Source organism: Vreelandella titanicae, assembly GCF_014697095.1.
GTDB lineage: Bacteria > Pseudomonadota > Gammaproteobacteria > Pseudomonadales > Halomonadaceae > Vreelandella > Vreelandella titanicae.
In genome coordinates, this window is the sequence record NZ_CP059082.1 from 2643653 (window position 1) to 2663803 (window position 20151).

The following is a 20151-nucleotide window of genomic DNA, read 5'->3' on the forward strand; positions in this document are numbered from 1 at the left end:
GGAAAGGCTAATTGACGTTCTGGCGTAGATTTTGTTTACTCATGAGATACTTGGTTGACGTTAACGTCAACTTGCTGCTATACCCTGTGTACTTGTCTTACCGCGATGCGTTTTAAAAACAGCTTTTTTTAATACTCGCAACCATAACAACCACAACCATAAATAGGAGCAACGCTATGTCCGTTCGCGAAATTCCCATGTATATCGATGGCCAGCCCGTCCAGTCACAGAGCCAGGAGTGGCGCGACGTGGTCAACCCTGCGACGCAAGAAGTAGTGGCTCGAGTGCCGTTCTGTACCGCTGACGAAGTAGAACGCGCTATCAGTAGTGCCAAAGAAGCGTTCAAGGAGTGGCGTAAAGTGCCGCTGGGGAAGCGCATGCGCATTATGCTCAAGCTGCAAGCGCTGATTCGCGACAATACCGCTGAACTCGCGGCACTGATTACTGAAGAGCACGGTAAAACCCTGCCCGATGCGGAAGGCGAAGTGGGTCGTGGTCTGGAAGTGGTAGAGCACGCTTGTTCGATTACTTCGTTGCAGTTGGGTGAATTAGCCGAAAACGCTGCCAACGAGGTAGACGTTTACACCATGCACCAGCCGCTGGGGGTGGGGGCTGGGATTACCGCCTTTAACTTCCCGATTATGTTGCCCTGCTTTATGTTCCCGCTGGCGATTGCCACCGGAAATACCTTTGTGCTTAAGCCCTCCGAACAGGATCCCAGCTCCACCATGCGCTTAGTGGAGCTAGCCCATGAAGCGGGTATCCCAGCGGGCGTGCTCAACGTAGTGCACGGTGGCCCGGACGTGGCCAATCAAATTGCCGATCATCAGGATATCAAAGCGCTCTCGTTCATCGGCTCTACCCATGTGGGGTCGCTGCTGTATAACCGTGCAGCAGCGGCGGGCAAGCGCATGCAGGCGATGATGGGCGCCAAGAATCACTGTGTGGTTATGCCTGATGCTAACCGTAGTCAAGCGATCAACAACCTGCTGGGCTCAGCTTTTGGCGCTGCGGGCCAACGCTGCATGGCGAACTCGGTAGTGGTGCTTGTCGGCGAGGCACGCGAGTGGCTAAGCGATATAGTAGATGCGGCGCGAGCAATGAAAGTAGGCCCAGGCACTCAGCTTGATGCGGACTTGGGCCCGCTGGTGTCACCTGCTGCCCGTGATCGTGTACTACGTTTAATCGATGCAGGGGAGAAAGAGGGCGCCAAACTGATGGTTGATGGTCGCAAGGTTCAGGTAGAGGGTTACCCCAACGGTAACTTCGTGGGGCCGACCCTGTTTGCCGATGTAACCGCCGATATGACCATTTATCGCGAAGAGATTTTTGGCCCCGTGCTGTGTGTGGTCAGTGTTGAAACCCTGGATGAGGCGATTGCCTTTATCAATGCCAATCCCAACGGCAACGGTACCTCCATCTTTACTAACTCAGGCTGGGTAGCGCGCCGGTTTGAAACCGATATCGATGTTGGACAAATTGGTATTAACGTGCCAATCCCCGTACCGGTCGCTTACTTTAGTTTCACCGGGTCAAGGGCTTCAAAGCTGGGCGATTTAGGGCCCAATGGTAAGCAGGCGATTGCATTCTGGACACAAACAAAAACCGTAACGGCACGTTGGTTTGAACCCGAGAATGTTTCCAGCGGTATTAATAGCACGATTTCGCTGGGTTAAAAAAGTGGCGCTAACTGGCTCCGCTTAAGCGGGGCCAGTTGCTAACGAGGTCGGTTAACCGCTTGGCAGATCAAGCCAGGTGGCTGGCTTAAAAGTTGTCAAACAGCGGAAGGCTCTCTTCAAGCAGCTGTTCAATGGGGCCGAGCTGGCTTTCATGCAATACTAACAGCGACTCCTTACCCATAAAGTGTTCAGCGGGGGGGACGAGCAGAGCAAACTCACCCTCTTCAAGGTGAAACTCATGTATTTCGCGCATTCCCAGCGGAGTTACACACTGCGTGCAGCGGTAGGTGTCATCTTCGCCATAAATCAGCCGATGGTACATTTTAAACAGCGTATATAGTGCCAAACCACCCTCAAAGGCTGGCCAGCGCGCAGGGGTCTCGCGAATATCGTTGGTAAGGTCTTGCCCTTCGGCTTCGGCGTCTGCAATTGCATTGGCAAGCGGGGCGGCAAGAATGGCGCTGTTGTCGGCAGGTAACGGCGTGTTGTGCTTAGAAGCGTGTTCAAAATCTTGTACAGCGCGCTTAAAGTCAGGAACGCCATCAAGAGTATAGTCGACATGCTGGAGGTCTTCGGGCTCACAGCCGCCATTTTCCCAGCCATGAATGACGCGAAGTGTCATTTGACCCCGTGTCATTGGGCGGGCAAGCAGCATATGTAGCATTATACGAATGTGCAGCTGACGCTCATCGGTATCATTTTCAAATGCTCGGTAAGGGTCAGTAAACAGCTCGTTTAGACGACCGGGGGTATGTTCCTTGGCTTCGTTATGGCTCATGACAGTGTCCCTTTGAACGAACTGTTTATTAAGAGTAGCGCATGTTTTTTTGTCACAGAACGAATCTTCAGTATGGCGAGTAGGGCGGCTGAATAAAAGCCTCTTAATTCAGCTTTTTGTTACACAACCGCTAAGCCGTTTTTATGAGATGGCTAAACTTAACAAGAAAGAGGTGAGCATGTCTTCATCATTAAGTCGTTTTAACGTGCCTGAAACATTGGATGACCTGCCTGACGATATTCGCAGTACCATTTTGACCGTTCAGGGTAAAGCGGGTTTTGTGCCCAATGTCTTTCTGATGTTGGCCCATCGCCCTGCTGAATTTCGTGCTTTTTTTGCCTATCACGATGCGTTGATGGAGCGCGAATCAGATACCCTCACCAAAGCCGAAAAAGAGATGATTGTAGTGGCTACCAGCGCACGTAATCGCTGCCTATATTGTGTGGTTGCTCACGGGGCACTGGTGCGCATTTACAGTAAAGACCCGCTACTCGCTGACCAAGTGGCGATCAACCATCGGGTGGCGCCGATTAGCGAGCGCCACCGGGTGATGCTCGATTTCGCCATGCACTGTGCCATCGATGTGGGTGAAATGACTGATGAATGGCTTGCCCGCCTGCTGGAAGTAGGCTTTAGTCAAGAGGATTGCTGGGATATAGGCGCGATCGCGGCGTTTTTTGGCTTGTCGAATCGGTTGGTTACCCTGGCAGGTACGCCACCCAATGAGGAGTTCTACCTGATGGGGCGAGTGCCTCGCTAAGAGGCGACCAGCGCACCTTAACTTTACTAAGCTATGATTTTGATTGAGAATAGTTCTTGAGACAGCGCTTCGAACAGTACCCAAAAACGTACTTAGAAAAAGCGCTTAGCAAAACACCTACATTCACTGTCGCCAGGGGAGCCCTGCATAAAAGGGCTGAGATGCGGCTACGCAGACCCTGGAACCTGATCCGGTTCGTACCGGCGGAGGAAGTGCGACATGCTTTACCTAACGTTAGCCGTGCTTGGTGCGGCGCTGTGCTGCTTTGCTTACTTAGGCCTCCGGGCTCGCTGGGTGAATGGCCCACTTGATGACTATGTCACCGCCCGTAACTCGCAAACGGCATCTACCCTGGGGCTCTCCTTCCTTGCCTCCGGCATGGGCGCATGGATTCTCTTTGCTCCTCCTGAAATCGGCGCCTTTGTTGGCCCGCTGGCCCTGGCAGGCTATGCATTAGGCTCTGCGCTGCCGTTTATCGTCTTGGGGCTGTATGGGCCGAAGATTCGCCGGGCGCTGCCCGAGGGGCGCAGCATCGCCGAGTTTGCCGAAGCGTGCTATGGCCCTGGTGTAAGGCGCTGGGTAACGCTGGTATCAATCGCCTATATGGCGTGCTTTTTAGCTGCCGAGCTAACCGCTATTGGCGCCATTACCGCGCTGCTTTCCGATGTGCCCCCCGCACTGGTGATTATTGGCGTGGCGCTTACCACGCTCATCTATACTGCGGCAGGTGGTCTACGGGCCAGCCTTGCCACTGACCGTTGGCAGGCGTGGTTGTTACTGGTACTGCTGTGTGTGGTCGGTGGCATGGCCCTATGGCGGCTTCCCACTATTCCCAACGAGGCTGCGCTTCCTGCCATTCCCATCACCAGTGCGCTCAGCGTAGCGTTAACGCTAGTGATCGCGGTTACCGCGGCCAATCTCTTCCATCAAGGCTATTGGCAGCGCGTGTGGGCCGCTCAAGACGATCAAAGCCTGGGGCGCGGGGCATGGTTAGGTGGCGCAATGACGGTAGTCGTCGTCATGGTGATTGGTGGTCTGGGTGTATTGGCCGCGATGAGTGGTGTGCCATTAGGCGAGCCGCCGATGCCATTTTTTGCCCTGTTAAGTGATGCTCCTGTTTGGCTGACGCTACCCGCCTTGGTATTAGCGGTGACCTTGGTGGCCTCCAGCGTTGATACGCTGCAAAATGGTATTGCCTCGTTGGTGGTCGCGCGCAGCGAGCAGCAGGGCGTATCACTGGTGGCTGCCCGCTGGGTGACAGTGGTAGTAATGGTACCGGTGGTATTAATTGCCTTGCAGGGGTTGTCAGTACTGCGTCTGTTTTTGATTGCCGACCTGCTGTGTGCTGCCATTGTGGTACCTGTGCTGTTGGGCCTGTGGCAACGAATGACGCCACTGGCCGCCATTGTAGGTGGCATCGCGGGGCTGCTGGGTGCCATTCTCCCAGGGTGGTTAAGCCAAGGAAGCTTGGTCGCCGGGATGGTGGCCGCCAGTTTTCCGGGCAGTGTCCCTACCTTGGGGCCATTCGTCGGGGCGTTAATCGCCTCAACGCTGGTGAGTGTGCTGTTAGCCTACTTAACGCTAGCTATTCGCAAGGACATCCATGATTCGAACTCTTCTGACTACCCCTGAAGGTGAGACCCACGAGGGGGATGAAAGCCTGTTGGCTGTCTGGCAGGCGACGCCTGGCAGCCATATCTGGATCGATATGCAGGGCGAGTCCCAACAAAGCGAGCGGGCGATTTTAGAGGCGTTTGAGTTTCACCCCATGGCGATTCAAGATGCCCACAAAGAGCGCCATCCGCCAAAAATTGAAGAGTTTGATAATCACACCTTGATTATTTATCGTGGCATCTCCTCCTTTGATGCCGAACTAAACTATCTGCCTCAACAGGTCTGTTTCTTTGTGGGGGAGCGATTTCTGGTCACCCTCCACCCCGGCCAAGCGCTCTCCATAGAACGGCTATTCAACGAGCACGGTAAAGCCTTGCTGGCCCATTCGCCGGAACATGTCGCGCTGCGGGTGATGTATATTTCTGCGGGCTTTTATATCGATAGCCTGCTTGAGTTCGAAACGGCGTTAAGCGATCTGGAAGACGAGCTGCTGGAAAATGGTAATGATGTGCTAATGCGCAAGATCATCACTTACCGTTCCCGGCTGGTTAAAATGCGCCGCATCTTTAGCTACCACCAGGGGATTACCCAAGAACTCACCGCTTATGACTATGAGCATTTACCGCGGGAAGAGAGCGAAACCCTGCACGCCATCAACGATGTAGCGGATCGCTTCGAACGCCTCTACACATTGACCCAAATGTACTACGACATTTGCGGTGACCTAATCGATGGCTATATCTCTATTTCCTCCCACCAGCTAAATATCACCATGCGGGTGCTCACGGTGATTACCGCGATTTTTGTGCCGCTCACGTTTATTGCCGGGATTTACGGTATGAACTTCGAAAATATGCCCGAGCTGCGTTATCAGTATGGCTACTTTTTTGTCTGGGGAGCCATGTTGGGTATTGCGGGTGTCATGATTTGGCTATTTAAGCGCAAGCATTGGTTTTAAGGACAGGTTTTAAGGACGGGGTTTAGTCTCCCCATAGAACGACTCCAGGAAACAAAAAGTTGACCCATGCATAGGTGGTCGGTGGCTGAGTGTGGCATCCTCTCCAGCGACCAAGACTATAAGGCATAAAGCCGTCGACTAGGGTTTTCACTGGGAGTTGTTCCATGACGATTATGATTATCGGGCTGCTGATTTTTTTAGGCAGCCACTCTGTACGTATCTTTGCTGAAAACTGGCGTCAGCAGCAGATTGCGAAACATGGCGAAACCACTTGGAAAGTCGCCTATTCGGCGGTATCCATCGTTGGCCTGGCCATTGCTATATACGGTTTTGGCCAGATGCGCCTTGATCCCATCTATATCTGGTACCCGCCAATGGGAATGCGCCATGCGGTGGCGCTGCTGATGGTGCCGGCCTTTATTATGCTGGTGGCGGCATACATTCCGCATAACGCGATTAAGGCCAAACTTGGCCATCCGATGATGCTGGCGGTGAAAGTCTGGGCTTTTGCTCACCTGCTGGCCAACGGTCGCTTGGGTGATATTATCTTTTTTGCTGCCTTTCTTATCTGGGCTATCCTGGCGTTCAAAGCCGCCAAAAAACGTGGCCGTCTTGCACCGCCCGCGCCCGTCAGCACCCATAAAATGGCCACCATTGTTACCGTACTCGTCGGCTTGGTAGCGTATGTGGTGTTTGCCTTTTACTTGCACACAGTACTGATTGGCGTCCCTGTTTTTAGCTAATCTATTTTTAGCAGTTTGACGTTAGCCCAACCTAGGAGTCACTCCATGGCCGAGACAACACACACGGTGCCCACCACAATGGCTGCTATGCTTTTGATCGGACATGGCGGTATCGAAAAGCTGGAATACCATCAGGATGTCGCCACGCCGCAGCCCAAGGCGGGCGAAGTGCTGGTGCAGGTGACCGCCACGGCGAAGAACAACACGGATCGCAAAGCGCGTGAAGGGCTGTACCCTACCAAGGACAAAGGCGATGTCACGTCCTTTGCCATGGGAGGTACGCCAACCTTAACTTTCCCGCGTATTCAAGGCGCCGACGTCGCTGGCCGCATAGTGGCGGTGGGAGAGGGCGTTGACGCTGAGCGCATTGGTCAGCGAGGTTTGCTGGATTTTAATATTTACGCCGATGAACGCCGTGATATTAATCTAACCCCGGATTACTATGGCCATGGAGCCGACGGCGGCTTTGCTGAGTATATCGCTGTGCCTGCTGATCAGTTTTATCACGTGCCCAACCCCGAGCTTCACGACGCTGAATTGGCCTCAATGGGCATGTGCTCTTATCAAACGGCTTACCACATGATGACTGCCGCCAAGGTGAGTGCTGGCGAGCGTGTGCTGGTCAGTGGTGCTAGTGGCGGTGTGGGCACCGCGCTCATTCAGCTCTGCCGTATTGTGGGAGCGGTTCCGTATGCCGTTAGCCAGTTAGATAAAGCCGAGGCGCTCAAAGCACTAGGCGCAGAAGCGGTCATTGATCGTGGCGACCTACCGACGTTTGTTGACCGGGTGCTGGAAACCACTGGCGGCAAACCAATCGATGCGGTGATGGACTTAGTCGGCGGTGAGATGACCAACCTGTTTATTGACACCATGATTGTCGATATGCAGGGGCGTAAGAGCTACCCCCGTCTCTCCATTGCTGGTGCCAGCGGTGGCAACCTTAGCGAAATGATGTGGACCCGCGTGTACCTTTACCAAGTACAGATATTTGGCGTTTCCCATGGCACCCGCGAAGAGGCCGAACAACTGGTGGCGTGGATTCGCAGTGGGGAATTAAAGCCGGTACTTCACGCCGCTTTTAAGCTTTCTGACCTGCATGCCGCCGAGTGCTATTTTGTTAACCGGGGTAGCAATTATCTGGGCAAAATTGTGCTTGTTCCCGATGCTCAGTGGGCATCTCACGGTGCGCCGTTCGCCCTTGAAAATCCTTCTTCTGCCGTTTAGGAGCGCCGCTAGTGCATAACCTTCATACCATCCAGCTAATGGACACTCATGCCGGTGGTGACGTTAGCCGTATCGTCACAGGGGGGATTGATGTTCTGCCTGGCGCCACCGTTCGCGAGCAGATGGAGTACCTGCGTGATGACGCCGACGGTTTGCGCCGCCTGCTGCTCGAAGAGCCCTACGGCATCCCGGAAATGTCGGTCGACTTGTTGGTGCCGGCCACTCACCCTGAGGCGGTGGCGGGTTACATCATTATGGAAGTGATGGGGTACCCTATTTACTCTGGCTCCAACACGCTGTGTACCGCCACGGCCGTGCTGGAGAGCGGCATTGTGCCCAAGCAGGAAGGCATACAGCGCTTTAAGCTTGAAGCGCCGGCGGGGCTAGTGCAAATCGAAGCGAAGGTGCATAACGGTGTGGTGGAGTCGGTTACTTGTGGCGGCCTTCCCAGCTATATCGATACCTATCGCGATACGATTCAAGTGCCGGGGATTGGCGAAGTCACCTATTCGATCGCCTATAGCGGTGGCTTTTACGCCTTGGTCGATGCAACCGAGCTGGGCTTTAAGTTGGTGCGTGATGAGGAGCGCGCACTTTCAGAGTGTGCCTACAAAATTGTTGAGGCAATAAAAGCGCAGCGGGGCTTTTCTCACTACACTCTGGGCGATGTGGGGCCTCTGCCATTTTTGCACTTTATGGGGCCTGAAGAGCAGATAGGGGAGGGGTATACACGTTCACGGTCAACGACCTACGTTCATCCAGGCGTTATTTGCCGCAGCACAACGGGCACCGGCACCTCGGCACGTCTAGCGCTAATGAACTACGAAGGGCGTTTGAATGTAGGTGATAAGCTAGAGACGGTGTCACTGCGTGAGACGGGGTTTATCGGCACCTTCATTGGCACCCATCAGGAAGGGGCTTACCAGGTAGTGGAAAATACCATTACTGGCCGCAGCTATGTATTGGCCCACTCGGATATTGTGATTAACTGTGATGACCCGATGGTCGCGTGTGGCGAGCTACACCATATCTTGCGCGACCGTCACTCGCCGGAAGCCCTGCCTTTAGAAACATAGCCCCTAGAAACATAGCCCCTAGAAACATAGCCTTCGGCTATTAAGCGTTCCCATACCGGGGTCTTTTCGGCCTCGGTCATGCTGCCCCAAACCGCAATTTCATCCAGCGTGCGACCACACCCTTCGCACACCGATGTTGTTGGTTCAATCTGACAGATTTGTATGCAGGGCGAAAGGGGGCGCTGAGCAGGAGGTGCGGCGTCTTTAGTCATTAAGAGGCCGACACCTTACCGCGCAGCGATTTAATTTTGCCCTTACGCGTTTTGTGATCGACGCGGCGGCGCTGTGAACCTTTGGTGGGCTTAGTGGCGCGGCGTGCTTTTTGCTGCTTGGTGGCACTCTGTATCAGCTCTTTTAAGCGTGCCAACGCATCCTCTTTATTCAGCTCAAGCTTACGATGGCTCTGGGCTTTAATAATCACCACGCCCTCTTTGCTGATGCGCTGATCGGACAGCGCCATTAAGCGCTCTTTGTACAGCGGTGGCAGTGTTGAGCTAAGAATATCGAAGCGCAGATGTACCGCTGAAGCGACTTTATTGACGTTCTGGCCGCCCGCGCCTTGGGCGCGAATCTGGCTAATATCAATCTCCCAATCAGCCAGGGTAACGTTGCTAGAAATGGTGAGCATTAATGGCCCCTGTGTTACTCGTTAACCCATAAGGCTAGCACAATTGGCACACCTGAGACGAAGGAGGGCTTTCAGCACTTGTGGTAGGGAGCTTCAGCTCGCGAATGTGTGAGCTACCAGCCTGATGAGACTATGGGGCGCTTGCAGCCCTGATGTTTAGCCCACGTTTTAGCGCGCCCTATTAGTCAGCTAGATTGTTGACTGGCTGACCATTGATGTAGGCCAGCAGGTTACTAAACGCATCGCCAAAGTAGAGTTCGTAGCTATCCTTTTCCACATAGCCAAGGTGAGGCGTGGCGATAAGTTTGGGCAGCTCAAGTAACGGATCCCCCAACAGGGGTTCCGTATCAAAAACGTCGACTGCGGCTTGACCGGGTCGCCCGGCTTTTAGTGCTTGTTCCAGCGCCCCAGGTGCCACTAGCTGAGAACGGCTGGTATTCACCAACAGAGATGTGGGCTTCATCTGGTCTAGGGTTTCAGCGTTGACGATACCGCGAGTATCGTCGTTTAAACGAAGGTGTAGGCTGAGCACATCCGCACGCTGGAACAAATCAGCCTGATTTTTGGCTACCTCTAGTCCAGCATCTGAAGCGCGCTGGCGGGTGCCTTCTCTTCCCCACACCAAAACGTTCATTTCAAATGCCTGACCATAGCGCGCTACTAAGCTGCCGATTTTGCCATAGCCAAAAATGCCTAGGGTGCGGCCTTTAAGGCCCGTGCCTAAGGTACGCTGCCAACGGCCCGCTTTCAGGTTCTCGACCTCTGCGGGTATATGGCGCATCGCGGCAAGCACTAAGCCCCAGGTTAATTCTGCCGCTGCATAGGGCGAGCCAGTTCCCGTCATGACAGTGATGCCATGGCGGCGGCAAGCCTCCATATCCACGTGCGCTGCACCGCCACCCGTTTGGCTAATGACTTTCAGGTTGGGCAAGCGTTCAAGCAGGGCGGCCGTGATAGGCGTGCGTTCACGGATGAGTATCAACGCCTCGGCATCCTGAAAGCGCGCGCTCAATGCGTCCAGGTCGGTAAGCGTATCGTGATAAACCGTTACCTCTTGGCCTTCTAGCTGCTTGAAAGCGTCTAAACTGCGCACACAGTCCTGATAATCATCGGCAATGACAATCTTCATTGAATCGGTTCCTTGCTGGGCAGCATATGTTTGTAAAACGCGTCTATGCTGGCAATGCTGTTGTAAAGTGATAGCTGTTATAGGTTGATAATACGCTTAAACCCATTACTCAGGAGTCAAAAATGAGCGACTACCTATTGGATGATTCCCCACTAAGCCCAGGGGTTATTTATCGGTTGCTGTCGGGCACTGTTTGCCCCCGGCCTATTGCCTGGGTGTCTACCCAGAATAAGCAAGGAAATACCAATTTGGCGCCATTTTCCTTTTTTAACGTGGTCAGCGTGAATCCACCGGTGCTGGCGTTTTCTCCACTGCTGAATGGTAGCGGTGAACTTAAAGATACCGTGCGCAATTTAAAAGAAGTACCTGAATGTGTCGTACATGTGGGTAGTGAAGGGTTGATAGAAGCGCTCAATACCACTAGCGCCAGCTTGCCGCCAGGAGAGGATGAGTTTGCGCTGGCCGACCTTGAAAAAGCTGAGATGCCTGGGGTCAGCGTGCCACGCATTGCCAACGCTCCCGTGGCATTTGGTTGCAAACTATTCGATATGATTAGCTTTGGTGACCAGCCGCTAGCAGGTACTTTGGTGCTGGCTCAGGTTGTCTCCATCCATATTGACGATTCGCTGTGGGACGGTCGCCATGTCGATATGGATCGACTCAAACCTGTTGGCCGGCTTGCAGGCAGTGATTACATCCGTATCAGTGACCGTTTCGCCATCGAAAGACCTGCTTAAAAGCATAATTTTGCGCTAATGGCGGGCGTGATATCAACTGTTACAATCTAAGTAATATTTGTTACTTAGCAACCGACGATAATTAATCTTTAGTCGTATATCCTCCCGCCGATAGAGATAAGAACTGGTTGGTGATTTCGAACGCGTGCGGTGTTAACCATTGCACGTATTCGATATTGCCATTTATGTAGTGGGGAAGTGATCTAGCCAGCAAGGAGCAGATCAATGCAACGATTGGGAATCGGGTTGTTAATAAAAGCCTTGTCACAAAAGGTCTTATTAAGAAAATACTTATTGAATATAGCATTAGCAGTGGGAATGTTTGTTCCACTTCTTGCGCAGGCAGAGCTGAGTTTCGGTATTGTTGCTCCTTCCAGCGGTGGGGCCGCACCGCTAGGATTGGGTATGCAAAAAGGTATCGAGACCTACTTTGCCGAAGTCAACGAGGCAGGCGGGGTTAATGGTGAAACCCTGGCGTTAATTGCCCGGGATGATCAGTACAAACCGCTGCAGGCCGCCAGTAATACCCGACAGTTGATTCAAGAGGATGAAGTGCTCGCGGCGATCGGAAATGTCGGCACTCCGACGGCCACCGTTACTATTCCCATCTTTAACGAATATGAAACGCTGCTGTATGGCGCTTTTACTGGCGCGGGTGTGCTGCGCAAAACGCCGCCTGACCGCTACGTGATTAACTACCGGGCAAGCTATGTACAAGAAACCGCCGCCATGGTGAGCGGGCTGTTGGAGGCAGGTGTTTTGCCCGAGGAGATCGCCTTCTTTACGCAGAACGATAGCTTTGGCGATGCAGGATACAATGGCGCCACCCAGGCATTAACTGCCCATGGCGTCGACAATATCGCGGCACTGGCCCATGGTCGCTTTACGCGCGGTACACGCAATATTCACCAGGGCTTAGCGACGATTCTGGAAGCACCAGTAACACCTCGCGCTGTTATCATCGTCGGTACTTACGGCCCCGCAGCGGACTTCATTCGTGAAGCGAAAAATGACTTGCCAGATACGGTATTTCTGAACGTCTCCTTTGTGGGCAGCCAAGCCCTTATGGAAGAACTGGGCGATCTGGCCGAAGGCGTCATTATTACCCAAGTCGTCCCTCCGCTAAATGCTGACCTACCCGCCGTTGAGGCCTACCGCAAAGCGCTGGAAACCCATGCCCGTGGTAGTGAGCCTGACTTTATTTCCCTGGAAGGTTATTTGGCGGCAAAACTCTTTGTTGAGGGCGTAAGAGCGGCCGGTGCTAACCCTGACCGTGAGGCGATTGTGGATGGTCTGCTTGGGTTGGGCTCGGTTGATATTGGTTTGGAAGAGCCGTTGAGCTTGGGGCCAAATGACCATCAAGCCAGTGATGCGGTATGGCCAACCATTATTAAAAACGGCCGTTTCGAGTCGGTGGAATGGGCAAGCCTGTTGCCCTAAAGCTTACGTTACCTGTCTGTCCCCTGACACAAGTGAAAACAGATAATGAAAAAGACCTTAAGTATTCGAGCGATGTTGATCAGCCTGTTTTTGGCTGCAGTACTAGGCGCTGTGGTGCTGGCGGCAACCGGTTGGGCGACCAACCAACGGCTAATCAACTCCCAGCGTTATATTACCAATGATGTGTTGCCGCTTCAGGATGCCAGCATGGGCATGGTGTTAACCATGGGGGCATTTGGTCAACGCCATGCGGATTTGCTGGCCGCAGGGAGCGTGAATGACCTCAACGAGGTCACGACTCAATCGGCATTGGATGCACGTTTTCGTGATGCACGGAAAGGCCTTCAGGGGGTCGATCAAGCGCAAGGGCTGAGTGACCTGGATAGCCATTATGAGACGTTACTAGAAGGCGATACGGCGCTGGAAGCAGTGCGCCGTGAAGAGCTGAGCCTACAAACCCAGATGGCCGAACGCATCAGTGCGATGCAGGCGCTTATTTCTCAAGTGATGCTGAGTGCTGAAGATATTGCCGGCCGTACGGCGCTGGCACAGGTTCGCAGTGACCGCGAACAGCGCGAGTTAATGGAAGCCTGGCGCGAAGATGGCATGACCACGTTACCGACCCAATTGCTCGACAATATGTTTACCGCGCAAGCGGATATTGGGCGCCTGAGTGGTAATGCACGCATGGCATTAGCGCAATTGTCAGATCTTGGCCGCCAGATGATGCAAACGGATAGCGCCGATGCGCTGGTTAACTTGCGCCACAATGAAATTGCCCAGCAGGTGGGGCTTGCTCGCCAATCTCTGGCGGCGATCGCCGACGCGCCAAGCACCGAAGTAGATCAGCGCGCGCTAATCAGTGATTTGGATGCTGTCATCGTAGAGTTGGATGGGTTGATGGTATCCGATGACAACGCTGTCTATGAGCTGCGTTTACAGCAGCTAGAGTTAAATGCCCAGGTGCAAGCGGCACTCACTAATGTTGCCCAGGCCATGGCGCAGATGCGAACGGCGCTAAGTGATGTCGAAGCTTACACCGTTGCCCAGGCAGGTAGTGCGGCAACGCAAGCAGAGACCTTAGCCAACGCTGGTCGCTCGTTACTGATCATGGTCACACTGACCGTCATCGCGCTGCTTGCCATCTTTGGCTGGCGTACCATGGTGCGTGTATTGGGCCCGCTAGTGGCGATGCGCCAGCAAATGGAAAACATCAGCGGAGCCGCAGGGGAAAACGCTGACCTTTCTAAGCGACTTGAGCTTAAGCGCAATGATGAAGTGGGCCAAACTGCCCAAGCGTTTAACAACATGATGAATACTTTTGAAGGCATGGTGGCACAAATTCGTGAAAGTGCCGAAGCCATCGCGGCCAGCAGCCGACAAATTGCCGCCGGTAATGAAAACCTCTCCCAGCGTACTGACCAGCAGGCAGCATCGTTGGCGGAAACGGCTTCAAGCCTCGAGCAGATCACGGCCACGGTGAAACAGACCGCTGATTACGCTGACCAAGCCAAAGACGCTAGCGGTAATGTTGATCAGCGCGCCCGTGCCGCTGGTGAGGTATCAACGCGCACCACGGCGGCAATGGGTGATATCCGCGAGGCGAGCGAAAAGATTACCTCGATCATCAAAGCCATTGACGATATCGCTTTTCAAACCAACTTGCTGGCGCTCAACGCTTCTGTTGAAGCGGCGCGAGCGGGTGAGCAGGGCCGTGGGTTTGCCGTAGTGGCCCAAGAAGTGCGCAAATTAGCGGGACGTAGCGCCGACGAAGCGGCCCAAATTCGTCATTTGGTAGACGACAGTGTCGCCAAGGTAAGCGAGGGTGAGCAACTGGTAAACGCCTCAAGCAAACACCTGCAGGAAATCATTGATAGCCTGGGAGAGGTGACGCGCTATGTTACCGAGATTGCTGGGGCGACCCATGAGCAATCTGCTGGTATTGATCAGATCAACCAGGCAATTTCGCAGCTGGATCAGGTGACACACCAGAACGCCCGCTTGGTGCAAGAAGCGACGACTGCCAGCCATACGCTGGATGATCGTGCCGGTGATATGCATTCACTGGTAGGGCGCTTTCGGGTCGGCGACGCGGCAGGGCAACGGCATCTAGCGCTTCCGCAGCAGGAGAAAGTGACTCAGTAGTAAGCAATTACTACCTATTGTCGGAAAGCGCTTGCTAGTCTCATCTAACACGCCCTGCGTGTGCTCAAACACTCGATCAATAACCATAAGATAACCAAGAGGAGCACTGAGATGAGCAGCAAGCGCATTTTAATGATCACCGGCGATTTCACTGAAGATTATGAAACCATGGTGCCATTTCAGGCACTTATGGCAGTCGGCCATCGTGTCGATGCAGTTTGCCCCGGGAAAGCCTCGGGCGATACTGTGGCGACGGCGATTCATGACTTCGAAGGCGATCAAACCTATTCCGAAAAGCCCGGCCACCGTTTTGCCCTGAATGCCGATTTTGCCAGCATTAATCCCGCCGATTACGATGCCTTGGTAGTGCCTGGTGGACGTGCACCTGAATATCTTCGTTTGAACAAAGAGGTGCTAACCATGGTTCAGCACTTTTTTGAGACCAATAAACCCGTGGCGGCGATTTGCCACGGCGCTCAGCTATTAGCCGCTGCAAAAGTACTGGAAGGGAAGCAGTGCTCCGCTTACCCGGCCTGCCAGCCGGAAGTAGAGCTTGCGGGTGGCCACTTTGCCAACCTGGAAGTGACCGATGCGGTAACCGATGGCAACCTGGTCACCGCCCCCGCATGGCCTGCCCACCCAGCCTGGCTGGCGCAGTTTATGGCGCTACTGAATAAGTGAGCTTGGCCCACTAACCTAACGAAATTTGCGCCCAGCACCCGCTGGGCGCTCTTGTTTGCTGTGCCAATAATTGCCGCTATGCTCTAATCAGAGGATTCCTGATAATGCGTGTGGTTACGAACACCCCGAGAGACAGCGCCTATGTGTAAACTGTTTATTCAAGCCGACCCAGAGCTGTGGCGCAGCGCGACACACTCGCTGCGTATCGATGGCATGGTTACCAGCGTGCGAATGGAAAATTACTTCTGGCACATTCTCGAAGAGATTGCCCAGCGTGATGGAATGAACACGGCCCAAATGATTACCCGGCTTTATCATGAATCTATCGACGCCGGGCACGACTTGGGTAACTTTACCTCGTTTTTACGCGTTTGCGCTCTGCGTTATCAAGCGCTTCAATTGACGGGTGATATTCCTACCCAGCATCAAGTGCCTATCGCCACCCTGGATGCTGAGCAAATTTTAGCGCGTGAGGGCGGCAAAACGCGCGACCCATTGCATTAATAAGAGAGAGTAGGGCGATTATTGAAACGGTCACTCAAGTCGCGCTTCCAGCGCCGTTAAAAATTTTTCAATACGCGCTGCGTTGGTGCCCACGTCGCTGGCACCCAGACGTGATGCCGAGCGCATATCCACCTGTACTCCGTTCTCAAGCTCGGTTAGGCGAATGACCACATCATCCTCAAAGCCAAACCAGCGCGTGGTCGCGGTGGCTTCTATGTGATTGTCGGTAATTCGCGCGATCCGCCAGCCAGCCTCTTCGGCCTCAGCTTGTGCAGCAGCGAGTACCATTTGTGGGGCCTCGTCCAAGACCAGCGGCTTGATATAAGGGTAGGCTGCTTGCTGCTGCTGAGCGGTGGCATCGCCCGGGTAGTCAACCGCGTTAGGCGCCGCTTCTCGTGCGTCAGCTAACGCTTCAAAGACAGGAGGGTTCTGCGTATCGGTGGTGATGTCGTGAATCGCGGGCACTTGTTGAGCGCGTTGCCAATGCTGCCAGGGTACGTAAAGCAGTGCAGCAGCAGCGACGATAACCAGCGTGGCTATTAAGGCGGGCCTAGAGCGATGAACCAGCAGGCTAAACAGTAGCGTGACAATACTGACCGCGACTGCTCCTCCAGCGGCATAAACGCCGTTACGGAGTAAGTTGAACGCCTCGCCTAGGCTGATAAATTCGCCCCGATAAGCAGGCCCGGAGCCCGCCATCATTAGGGTCGCCACCGCTAGCAGCAAAATGGCTAAGCCAGCTAGCACGCCTGGCCAACGGCCTCCACGAGGGCGTACCGTTGTTAGTCGCGTTACCATGTTCTCTCCTTATCACAGCGTATTTCGCTATTCTTAGCACAACTATTTCTTAGCACAAACACTGGGTCAATGGGCAATGTGAACGTGTTAAAACCTGACGATAGGATATATATGACCGATAACGTAGCCGCTCTTCGCCAGCTACTGCTCAGCGCACCGCGTGACGCCCTGCCAATGACATATCAGCAGGTGGCTAGCGCGCTAGCGCTAACACCGCCGCGGACTATCGCTCAAGTCACTCAGGCGTTAGAGCAGTTAATGCGCGAAGACGCCGCACAGCAGAAGCCTTTCATCGCAGCACTGGTGGTCAGCCGGCGGGGCGGCGATTTACCTGCGGCTGGCTTTTTTGAACTAGCCGTCACCTTAGGCCGCTTTCCTGCGGATACCGCACAGCACGAGGCCGCTTACCGCGCTGAGTTTCAGGGTGCTCTTGACGAGCGTGAGAACGCAGATAAAAACGCTCAGCCTTAAGTTTCGCCACGCTGGCTAGGCGTTTTTCGCAGTGGGTCAAGCAACGGGCCAAGCCCATTATGATCAATTTCGTGCATCAGATGCAGCAGTTGGCCAATTTCCCCGGAGGGAAACCCCTCCCGAGCGAACCAGTTTAAATAAGGGCCGGGAAGGTCAGCGATAAGCCGACCCTCGTACTTGCCAAAGGGCATGGTACGCGTCACTAGCTTTTCCAGATCCTCTGGTTTCATGCAGTTACTCCTTTGATATTGAACGAAACATTTTAGGCGCCATTATCAGGCCGCTGAGCGATTTCGCCAATCAATTGGGCCAGCGCCCGGGCGGGTTCGCTCAAATGGCCGCTACTGGGATGTATCAGCCCTATGTCGCGGTGAAAGGTGCGTTCGCCTAAATCAATCGCACGCACTTTCGCTGGCCAGGGTTGCTGCGCAATCGCTTGGGGCACCAGAGCAACGCCTACCCCTTTGGCGACCAGTTTAACGATGGCCTCTAGTTCATCCACTTCGCATACTTCACGTACATTGCAGTGATTGTCACGCAGAAAGCGTTCGACCTGCCGTCCCCCAAAGGAAGCACGGTCGTAGCGGACAAACGGCTGGTGGGCGATCAGCTCCTGCCAGTGATCGCCCTCAATATGGCGCGGCACGATTAAACGAAATGGCTCGTGGGCAAGGGGCGTCCAGCGTAAATCGCTGTGCAGTGAAAAGGGCGGGCGAATAATCACCGCCATATCCAGCTCCCCAGCGTCGACTTGATTCACCAGCTCCATGGAGAGCCCAGGCACCACGCGGGTGCGGCATTCGCTATAGGCGTGATGAAAGCGCGCCAGCGCATCGGGCAGTAGCGAACGCTGTATGGACGCGATGGCCCCAATGTTGACCCGTTGAGTGGTGGCTTGGCCTGCAGTCGTCGCACCCAGCGCGCTGTAGAGGGTGAGCAGTGCATGAGCTTGCTTTAACGTTTCCTGCCCACGCTGCGTCAAGATGGCGGTACGCCCTTTACGCTCAAACAGTGGGATACCCAACTCTTCCTCGAGGCGTTTCATTTGTGCGCTTACCGCCGCTTGAGTCAGGCCAATTTTATTGCCCGCTGCGGCAAAGGTGCCTTCCTGTGCTACCGCAATCAGCGTTTTTAGCTCACGGATCATTGATCAATCCTTTTTGTGAATCAGCTAAATAGTTATTGATTTTATTTTCCCATGAGCGGCCCTAGGATTAATACAGCGGGGCTGCATAAAGTGCCCGCTAACCCTCATAAAACCCAATAATGTGGAGAATGACCATGAGCCTTTCACCCTTCCATCTGGCGATTCCCGTTTACGATGTGGCGCTGGCGCGGGCGTTTTATAATGATGTGTTTGGCCTGGAAGAGGGGCGTTCCAGCGAGCAGTGGGTCGACTTTAATTTCTTTGGCCACCAACTGGTCATTCATGAGCAGCCCAAAACGCCGGGGCAAGAGAGCGCCCACACTAATCCGGTAGATGGGCACAACGTCCCGGTGCCGCACTTTGGCGTCATATTAGCGTGGGACGAGTGGGAAGCCCTGGCCGAGCGCTTGAAATCGCGCGATACGCAGTTTGTGATCGAGCCGTATATTCGCTTTAAAGGCGAAGTAGGTGAGCAGGCCACCATGTTTCTGCTCGACCCCTGCGGAAATGCCCTGGAGTTCAAGGCGTTTAAAGATATGAGTCAGGTGTTTGCTAAATAAGCCCTGCATTAAATCTCGTTTTAAGCGCGTAACGCTTGCTCCTGGCGGCGATGCTGAAGCGGGGGCTCGCCAAAGTAGCGCTTATAGTCACGGCTAAACTGAGGCACGCTGCGGTAACCCACCGCCGCAGCGGCCTGATTGACGTTGTGATTATCCTGCAGCAGCAACTGCTGCGCTTTGATTAGGCGCAACCGCTTTAAGTACTGAGCCGGTGATGAGCGGGTAATTTGCTTAAAGTGCTGGTGAAAAGTCGAGGGGCTCATATGGGCCTGTGCCGCCAACTGCTCCACGCTAAAGTCGTCGGCAAAATGGGTGTGGAGCTTAGACAGCACCTGCACAATGCGTGAATAGTTACCATGCCCCAGTACGAGCGCCCGTAAAGCGGGACCCTGTTCTCCCTTCAGCGCTTCAAACACCACATCGCGAATGCGAGCGTTGCCCATTGTGTTGCGCTCAATGTCAGCATGTAGCGCGTTGGCCAAGCGCAATACGGCCTCCTGCATGCCCTCTGTCATGGCCACCGAGGCCATCGGCAGCGGAGCCAATGCGTTATGACCGGCATCGCCCATGGCCGTCACCATCTCGCTTAACAGCGCCGGATCCAGGCGTACCGATATACCCAGTAACGGGGCTTCCGGTGAGCCGTGAGTTTCGCACTCAAAGGGCAGTGGTAGCGTTTGCACTAAGTAGTGGCCGGGGTCGTAGTGGATTTCGCGATCACCCAGATAACCCATTTTGCGCCCTTGGGCAATGATGGTCAGGCTCGGCTCATAGAGCAGTGGCGTACGTACCTGATGGCGGCTTAAACAGAGTAACGACACGCCGGGTAGCTGCGTGTTATTGATTCCGTCGCTTTTAACCAGTGGCGCGATAACGGCAGCCAGCGCATTGCCAGCCTGAGCGGTGGAGGTCATGAGGGTTTATCTCGGGTTTCTGGTGGTTTTTGTATAATCATAACGATTTATGGCTATTTTTTGTTATTTTATTACGTTTTGTCGGAGTATTTGGCAAAAATGACGTAGCTTCGTTCATCGCTATCACCACTGAATAGGCCAATACTATTGGCATGCCTCGCATGC

Annotated in this window: 22 protein-coding genes and 1 riboswitch; of the genes, 14 read left to right on the forward strand and 8 right to left on the reverse strand. The window is 54.0% G+C overall.

Features of this window, described 5'->3' with window-relative positions:
* Positions 1-176 precede the first annotated feature (176 nt).
* Complete coding sequence (locus HZS52_RS12100; RefSeq protein WP_009288214.1) at positions 177-1676, forward strand: CoA-acylating methylmalonate-semialdehyde dehydrogenase; 1500 nt, start codon at positions 177-179, stop codon at positions 1674-1676.
* 88 nt (positions 1677-1764) lie between these two features.
* Here HZS52_RS12100 and HZS52_RS12105 read toward each other — a convergent pair whose 3' ends face one another.
* Positions 1765-2457, reverse strand: coding sequence for a hypothetical protein (locus HZS52_RS12105; protein ID WP_009288215.1), 693 nt, complete (start codon positions 2455-2457; stop codon positions 1765-1767).
* Positions 2458-2635: 178 nt separating this feature from the next.
* On the opposite strand from HZS52_RS12105, the gene HZS52_RS12110 reads away from it, so the two are divergent.
* The 6 genes from HZS52_RS12110 (at position 2636) to HZS52_RS12135 (ending at position 8832) form a co-directional block, all read left to right on the forward strand.
* Positions 2636-3217, forward strand: a complete 582-nt coding sequence (locus tag HZS52_RS12110; RefSeq protein ID WP_022522537.1) for a peroxidase-related enzyme — start codon at positions 2636-2638, stop codon at positions 3215-3217.
* Between the two features lie 124 nt (positions 3218-3341).
* A riboswitch (TPP riboswitch) is annotated at positions 3342-3447 on the forward strand.
* Complete coding sequence (locus HZS52_RS12115; protein ID WP_009288217.1) at positions 3437-4849, forward strand: sodium:solute symporter family transporter; 1413 nt, start codon at positions 3437-3439, stop codon at positions 4847-4849. (Overlaps the previous riboswitch by 11 nt.)
* Positions 4821-5789, forward strand: coding sequence for a magnesium/cobalt transporter CorA (gene corA, locus HZS52_RS12120; RefSeq protein ID WP_022522538.1), 969 nt, complete (start codon positions 4821-4823; stop codon positions 5787-5789). The genes HZS52_RS12115 and corA overlap by 29 nt, the downstream gene beginning before the upstream one ends.
* Positions 5790-5953: 164 nt before the next feature.
* Positions 5954-6532, forward strand: coding sequence for an NnrU family protein (locus HZS52_RS12125; RefSeq protein WP_009288219.1), 579 nt, complete (start codon positions 5954-5956; stop codon positions 6530-6532).
* A 45-nt stretch (positions 6533-6577) separates the two neighbouring features.
* Positions 6578-7756, forward strand: coding sequence for an alcohol dehydrogenase catalytic domain-containing protein (locus tag HZS52_RS12130; protein WP_190372843.1), 1179 nt, complete (start codon positions 6578-6580; stop codon positions 7754-7756).
* A gap of 11 nt (positions 7757-7767) precedes the next feature.
* Entirely contained in the window at positions 7768-8832 is a 1065-nt protein-coding gene (locus HZS52_RS12135; protein ID WP_009288221.1) for a proline racemase family protein, read from the forward strand.
* On the opposite strand, the gene HZS52_RS12140 is transcribed toward HZS52_RS12135, so the two are convergent.
* The 3 genes from HZS52_RS12140 to HZS52_RS12150 form a co-directional block, all read right to left on the reverse strand.
* The gene (locus HZS52_RS12140) at positions 8799-9044 is read right to left on the reverse strand and encodes a DUF1289 domain-containing protein (protein WP_141440833.1); all 246 of its coding nucleotides are present in this window, start codon (positions 9042-9044) and stop codon (positions 8799-8801) included. The two genes, HZS52_RS12135 and HZS52_RS12140, sit on opposite strands and share 34 nt — an antisense overlap.
* Positions 9044-9460: an alternative ribosome rescue aminoacyl-tRNA hydrolase ArfB gene (gene arfB / locus HZS52_RS12145; RefSeq protein WP_027960041.1), complete on the reverse strand. Its 417-nt coding sequence runs from the start codon at positions 9458-9460 to the stop codon at positions 9044-9046. Before arfB ends, HZS52_RS12140 begins: the two co-directional genes overlap by 1 nt.
* A 181-nt stretch (positions 9461-9641) precedes the next feature.
* Positions 9642-10589: a D-2-hydroxyacid dehydrogenase family protein gene (locus HZS52_RS12150; RefSeq protein ID WP_190372844.1), complete on the reverse strand. Its 948-nt coding sequence runs from the start codon at positions 10587-10589 to the stop codon at positions 9642-9644.
* 122 nt (positions 10590-10711) lie between these two features.
* On the opposite strand from HZS52_RS12150, the gene HZS52_RS12155 reads away from it, so the two are divergent.
* The 5 genes from HZS52_RS12155 to HZS52_RS12175 all read left to right on the forward strand — a co-directional run bounded on the left by HZS52_RS12155 (position 10712) and on the right by HZS52_RS12175 (position 16096).
* Positions 10712-11326, forward strand: coding sequence for a flavin reductase family protein (locus HZS52_RS12155; protein ID WP_022522543.1), 615 nt, complete (start codon positions 10712-10714; stop codon positions 11324-11326).
* Positions 11327-11644: 318 nt separating this feature from the next.
* Entirely contained in the window at positions 11645-12766 is a 1122-nt protein-coding gene (locus HZS52_RS12160; protein WP_223827914.1) for an ABC transporter substrate-binding protein, read from the forward strand.
* 45 nt (positions 12767-12811) lie between these two features.
* Positions 12812-14911 (forward strand): methyl-accepting chemotaxis protein, encoded by a 2100-nt coding sequence (locus HZS52_RS12165; protein ID WP_190372846.1) that lies wholly within the window; start codon positions 12812-12814, stop codon positions 14909-14911.
* A gap of 111 nt (positions 14912-15022) precedes the next feature.
* Entirely contained in the window at positions 15023-15592 is a 570-nt protein-coding gene (locus tag HZS52_RS12170) for a DJ-1/PfpI family protein (RefSeq protein ID WP_022522546.1), read from the forward strand.
* Between the two features lie 141 nt (positions 15593-15733).
* Positions 15734-16096 carry a ribbon-helix-helix domain-containing protein gene (locus tag HZS52_RS12175; RefSeq protein WP_022522547.1) on the forward strand — a complete coding sequence of 121 codons (363 nt, stop codon included), beginning with the start codon at positions 15734-15736 and terminating at the stop codon, positions 16094-16096.
* A 30-nt stretch (positions 16097-16126) separates the two neighbouring features.
* Here HZS52_RS12175 and HZS52_RS12180 read toward each other — a convergent pair whose 3' ends face one another.
* Positions 16127-16894, reverse strand: a complete 768-nt coding sequence (locus HZS52_RS12180; protein ID WP_009288227.1) for a DUF1499 domain-containing protein — start codon at positions 16892-16894, stop codon at positions 16127-16129.
* Positions 16895-17005: 111 nt separating this feature from the next.
* Between HZS52_RS12180 and HZS52_RS12185 the strand changes: the two genes are divergently transcribed.
* A complete protein-coding gene (locus HZS52_RS12185) occupies positions 17006-17365 on the forward strand; it encodes a hypothetical protein (RefSeq protein ID WP_041158253.1) in 360 nt (119 codons plus the stop codon).
* On the opposite strand, the gene HZS52_RS12190 is transcribed toward HZS52_RS12185, so the two are convergent.
* Together HZS52_RS12190 and HZS52_RS12195 are read right to left on the reverse strand one after the other, a co-directional pair.
* Positions 17362-17595 carry a DUF3820 family protein gene (locus HZS52_RS12190; protein WP_022522550.1) on the reverse strand — a complete coding sequence of 78 codons (234 nt, stop codon included), beginning with the start codon at positions 17593-17595 and terminating at the stop codon, positions 17362-17364. The two genes, HZS52_RS12185 and HZS52_RS12190, sit on opposite strands and share 4 nt — an antisense overlap.
* Before the next feature lie 32 nt (positions 17596-17627).
* Positions 17628-18512 carry a LysR family transcriptional regulator gene (locus HZS52_RS12195; protein ID WP_190372847.1) on the reverse strand — a complete coding sequence of 295 codons (885 nt, stop codon included), beginning with the start codon at positions 18510-18512 and terminating at the stop codon, positions 17628-17630.
* A gap of 134 nt (positions 18513-18646) precedes the next feature.
* Between HZS52_RS12195 and HZS52_RS12200 the strand changes: the two genes are divergently transcribed.
* Positions 18647-19072, forward strand: coding sequence for a VOC family protein (locus HZS52_RS12200; protein ID WP_022522552.1), 426 nt, complete (start codon positions 18647-18649; stop codon positions 19070-19072).
* A 20-nt stretch (positions 19073-19092) separates the two neighbouring features.
* Here HZS52_RS12200 and HZS52_RS12205 read toward each other — a convergent pair whose 3' ends face one another.
* Positions 19093-19986: an AraC family transcriptional regulator gene (locus HZS52_RS12205; RefSeq protein ID WP_138801115.1), complete on the reverse strand. Its 894-nt coding sequence runs from the start codon at positions 19984-19986 to the stop codon at positions 19093-19095.
* Positions 19987-20151: the final 165 nt, after the last annotated feature.

Excerpts from the sequence above, each read along its gene's own strand:
- HZS52_RS12100 (WP_009288214.1), top strand. The coding sequence starts at position 177 with ATGTCCGTTCGCGAAATTCCCATGTATATCGATGGCCAGCCCGTCCAG.
- HZS52_RS12105 (WP_009288215.1), bottom strand. The coding sequence starts at position 2,457 with ATGAGCCATAACGAAGCCAAGGAACATACCCCCGGTCGTCTAAACGAG.
- HZS52_RS12110 (WP_022522537.1), top strand. The coding sequence starts at position 2,636 with ATGTCTTCATCATTAAGTCGTTTTAACGTGCCTGAAACATTGGATGAC.
- HZS52_RS12115 (WP_009288217.1), top strand. The coding sequence starts at position 3,437 with ATGCTTTACCTAACGTTAGCCGTGCTTGGTGCGGCGCTGTGCTGCTTT.
- corA (WP_022522538.1), top strand. The coding sequence starts at position 4,821 with ATGATTCGAACTCTTCTGACTACCCCTGAAGGTGAGACCCACGAGGGG.
- HZS52_RS12125 (WP_009288219.1), top strand. The coding sequence starts at position 5,954 with ATGACGATTATGATTATCGGGCTGCTGATTTTTTTAGGCAGCCACTCT.
- HZS52_RS12130 (WP_190372843.1), top strand. The coding sequence starts at position 6,578 with ATGGCCGAGACAACACACACGGTGCCCACCACAATGGCTGCTATGCTT.
- HZS52_RS12140 (WP_141440833.1), bottom strand. The coding sequence starts at position 9,044 with ATGACTAAAGACGCCGCACCTCCTGCTCAGCGCCCCCTTTCGCCCTGC.
- arfB (WP_027960041.1), bottom strand. The coding sequence starts at position 9,460 with ATGCTCACCATTTCTAGCAACGTTACCCTGGCTGATTGGGAGATTGAT.
- HZS52_RS12150 (WP_190372844.1), bottom strand. The coding sequence starts at position 10,589 with ATGAAGATTGTCATTGCCGATGATTATCAGGACTGTGTGCGCAGTTTA.
- HZS52_RS12155 (WP_022522543.1), top strand. The coding sequence starts at position 10,712 with ATGAGCGACTACCTATTGGATGATTCCCCACTAAGCCCAGGGGTTATT.
- HZS52_RS12160 (WP_223827914.1), top strand. The coding sequence starts at position 11,645 with ATGTTTGTTCCACTTCTTGCGCAGGCAGAGCTGAGTTTCGGTATTGTT.
- HZS52_RS12165 (WP_190372846.1), top strand. The coding sequence starts at position 12,812 with ATGAAAAAGACCTTAAGTATTCGAGCGATGTTGATCAGCCTGTTTTTG.
- HZS52_RS12170 (WP_022522546.1), top strand. The coding sequence starts at position 15,023 with ATGAGCAGCAAGCGCATTTTAATGATCACCGGCGATTTCACTGAAGAT.
- HZS52_RS12175 (WP_022522547.1), top strand. The coding sequence starts at position 15,734 with ATGTGTAAACTGTTTATTCAAGCCGACCCAGAGCTGTGGCGCAGCGCG.
- HZS52_RS12180 (WP_009288227.1), bottom strand. The coding sequence starts at position 16,894 with ATGGTAACGCGACTAACAACGGTACGCCCTCGTGGAGGCCGTTGGCCA.
- HZS52_RS12185 (WP_041158253.1), top strand. The coding sequence starts at position 17,006 with ATGACCGATAACGTAGCCGCTCTTCGCCAGCTACTGCTCAGCGCACCG.
- HZS52_RS12190 (WP_022522550.1), bottom strand. The coding sequence starts at position 17,595 with ATGAAACCAGAGGATCTGGAAAAGCTAGTGACGCGTACCATGCCCTTT.
- HZS52_RS12195 (WP_190372847.1), bottom strand. The coding sequence starts at position 18,512 with ATGATCCGTGAGCTAAAAACGCTGATTGCGGTAGCACAGGAAGGCACC.
- HZS52_RS12200 (WP_022522552.1), top strand. The coding sequence starts at position 18,647 with ATGAGCCTTTCACCCTTCCATCTGGCGATTCCCGTTTACGATGTGGCG.
- HZS52_RS12205 (WP_138801115.1), bottom strand. The coding sequence starts at position 19,986 with ATGACCTCCACCGCTCAGGCTGGCAATGCGCTGGCTGCCGTTATCGCG.